4 protein-coding genes and 1 pseudogene are annotated in these 3,155 nt (G+C 64.6%); all 5 read left to right on the forward strand.

Going from position 1 to position 3,155, the window contains the following annotated elements; translation table 11 throughout:
- Positions 1 to 194: pseudogene (locus tag OO306_RS27815) on the forward strand (aromatic ring-hydroxylating dioxygenase subunit alpha); the annotation flags it as partial.
- A 14-nt stretch (positions 195 to 208) separates the two neighbouring features.
- Positions 209 to 685 carry an aromatic-ring-hydroxylating dioxygenase subunit beta gene (locus OO306_RS27820; protein ID WP_027593647.1) on the forward strand — a complete coding sequence of 159 codons (477 nt, stop codon included), beginning with the start codon at positions 209 to 211 and terminating at the stop codon, positions 683 to 685.
- Positions 686 to 695: 10 nt separating this feature from the next.
- A complete protein-coding gene (locus OO306_RS27825) occupies positions 696 to 1,448 on the forward strand; it encodes an SDR family NAD(P)-dependent oxidoreductase (RefSeq protein ID WP_265970370.1) in 753 nt (250 codons plus the stop codon).
- A 50-nt stretch (positions 1,449 to 1,498) separates the two neighbouring features.
- On the forward strand, positions 1,499 to 2,458 hold the full coding sequence (locus tag OO306_RS27830) for a PDR/VanB family oxidoreductase (protein ID WP_238216803.1): 960 nt from the start codon (positions 1,499 to 1,501) through the stop codon (positions 2,456 to 2,458).
- A gap of 11 nt (positions 2,459 to 2,469) precedes the next feature.
- A complete protein-coding gene (locus tag OO306_RS27835) occupies positions 2,470 to 2,967 on the forward strand; it encodes a flavin reductase (RefSeq protein WP_027595331.1) in 498 nt (165 codons plus the stop codon).
- Positions 2,968 to 3,155: the final 188 nt, after the last annotated feature.

Here is a 3,155-nt window from a genome sequence, read left to right on the forward strand (position 1 = left end):
TTGGCACCCCGGACGATTCCGAAGCCTGGGAGCGCGTGCAGAAAGGCGCCCGTGCCGGTGAAGACCTGTGGATCATGCTCAACCGCGGCCTGCCGGGCGAGAAGCCCAGCGCCGACGGGCTGGTGTCCGACGTGAGTGCCGAAACCGGCATGCGCGCGGCGTACCAGCAGTGGAAAAAGATGATGTCGGCGTGAGCGTGGAGAACCCTATGAACCTGCAATTGCTGCAAGAAGTCACCGCCTTCATCTGGCAGGAAGGCGACATGCTCGACCACGGCGAGTACGACACCTGGCTCGGCCAATGGACCGAAAAAGGCACGTACATCATCCCCATCGACCCGCGCGAGAGCGACTACGAAAACACCCTCAACTACGCCTACGACGACCACCACATGCGTGGCCTGCGCGTGCAGCGGTTGATCGGCGGCGAGTCGATTTCCACCAGCCCGCAGCCGCGCACCGTGCGCACGATTTCGCGCTTCCGGGTGCTGGGCGACGACGGCGTCAACGTGACCGTGCGCTGCGCGCAGAACGTGCGTGAGTTCCGCAAGGAAAGCCTCAAGCACTACAGCGCCGACCTGACCTACACCCTGGTGCGGGCGCAAGGCAGCTTCAAGATCCACCGCAAGGTGATCAGCCTGATCAACAGTGACGATACCCTCGCCGGTATCGGCTACATCCTGTGAGGAACCGACCATGAACCAAGTCGCATTGGTAACCGGCGCCGGCCAGGGCTTGGGCCAGCGCTTCTGCGCGCAACTGCTTGCCGCAGGCTTTGACGTGGTGGTCTCGGACCGTAACCTGGCACTCGCTCAGGCCAGCGCCGAACAACTGCAGCAAGCCCGGCAAGGGCAGGGCGGCCGTACCCTGGCGGTCAAGCTCGATGTCGCCAGCAAGGCCGATTTCGAGCAGGTGCTGGCCCAGGTGCTGGAGCACTTTGGCGCCCTGCACGTGGTAGTCAACAACGCTGCGGTGACCAAGACCACGCCGCTGATGCAGATCAGCCCGGAAGAATTCGACGCCGTGGTTGGCTTGAACCTGCGCAGCGTGTTCCTCGGTTGCCAGGTGTTCGGCGCGTACCTGGCCGAGGCCGGTTACGGGCGGATCATCAACATGGCCTCGCTGGCCGGGCAGAACGGCGGCACTGCGACCGGCGCGCACTACGCGGCGAGCAAGGGCGCGATCGTCACCCTGACCAAGATCTTCGCCAAGGAGTTCGCTGCCCGTGGCGTCACGGTCAACGCCATCGCCCCCGGCCCGATCGATTCGCCGGCGGTGCATGCCGCGGTGCCTGCCGAGCGCCTGCCAGGGCTACTGGCGAACATCCCGGTGCAGCGCCTGGGGGACGCCGGTTTTCTGGGCGACCTGATCGTGCAACTGGCGCGGCCAGAAGCCTACTTCACCACCGGGGCGACCTGGGACGTGAACGGCGGCCTGTTCATGCGTTGATTTTTTTGCGGGGCGCTGCGCGCCTCCTGTCGTTACACGGGAAACCGGCCATGAATGAACAATTGTTGAACGTAGTCGTGCGCAAGCGCGAGATCCAAGGGGCCGACGTAGTCGTCCTCGACCTGGGGCGCGCTGATGGCGCGGCGTTGCCGGCCTTCGAGGCGGGCGCGCATGTCGATATCCACGTGGCGCCCGGCGTGGTGCGCCAGTATTCGCTGTGCAGTGACCCGGCCGATGCTTCGGTGTATCGCCTAGGTGTGCTGAAAGACCCAGCTTCACGCGGCGGTTCGGTGGGCGTGCACGAGACCTTGCTGGAAGGGCGCGAGCTGCAGATCAGCGCGCCGCGCAACCTGTTCCCGCTGGCGCCGCAGGCCAGCCGTTCGATCCTGCTGGGCGGTGGTATCGGCATCACGCCGATGATCGCCATGGCCCACGCCCTGCACCAGCAGGGCGCGGATTTCGAACTGCATTATTGCGGGCGCTCGCGCAGCCGCAGTGCGTTTCTCGAGGCGCTGGCGGCGGCGCCGTTCGCCGCGCGGGTGGTCACTCACTTCGATGATGAAGACCCGGCACAGCGGCTGAACCTGGAGGCGGTGCTGGGCGCTGCCAGCCAGGGCACCCACCTGTATACCTGCGGCCCGTCCGGCTTCATGGACTGGGTGATTGAGGGCGCGCGTCGGCAGGGTTATGCCGAAGACCACATCCACAAGGAGTACTTCCAGGTCGAGGTCGACGCCAGTGGCCAAGGTTTTGAAGTGGTGGCGGCGCGCAGCAACAAGACCGTGCAGGTGGCCGAGGGGCAGACCATCCTCGAAGCGCTTGCCCAGGTTGGCATCAAGATCGACATTTCCTGCGAGCAGGGCGTCTGCGGGACCTGCATGTGCGAAGTGCTCGAAGGCGAGCCGGACCACCGCGATGTGTACCTGACCGATGAAGAAAAAGCCGCGAACGACCAGATCCTGGTGTGCTGCTCGCGGGCCAAGTCCAACAAGCTGGTGCTGGATATCTGAGGAGCATGACCATGGTAGATGTAAGCCAGTTTCGCAATGCAATGGCGCTGCTCGGTGGCGCCGTATCGGTCATCACCACCGATGGCCCCGCAGGCCGTTTCGGTTTTACCGCGTCGGCGGTGTGCAGCGTGACCGACGCGCCGCCCACGTTGTTGGTGTGCATGAACCGCGCCTCGTATTCGAATGAGCAATTCAAGGCCAACGGCGCGCTGTGCGTGAACGTGCTGGCCGGTACCCATCAGGAGCTGTCGGGGGCGTTTGCCAACCGCAACCTGAGCACGGAAGAGCGCTTTGCGACCACGCACTGGACCGTGCTGGAGAGCGGCGCGCCGGTGATGCAGGAGGCGCTGGTCAACTTCGACTGCCGCATTGCCCAGGTGCATGAGGTGGGTTCGCACAGCATTTTCTACTGCGAGATCCAGGATATCCGCCATGGTGGGGCGGACGATGGGCTGGTGTATTTCAACCGCGCCTATCACCGGGTATGCGAGGCCTCGAAGGCGTGCTGAGCAGCCTGCGCTGACCCTGTGTAGGAGCAGCCTTGTGCTGCGAAGAGGCCGGTGAAAGCACCCGCGATGTGTGCTCTCGAAGGCGTGCTGAGCAGCTTGCGCTGACCCTGTGTAGGAGCAGCCTTGTGCTGCGAAGAGGCCGGTGAAAGCACCGGCGCTGTGTGCCGTTTGCACTGGCCTCTTCGCAG

Origin of the sequence: Pseudomonas sp. DCB_AW (assembly GCF_026240895.1) — a bacterium.
Lineage (GTDB): Bacteria > Pseudomonadota > Gammaproteobacteria > Pseudomonadales > Pseudomonadaceae > Aquipseudomonas > Aquipseudomonas kermanshahensis.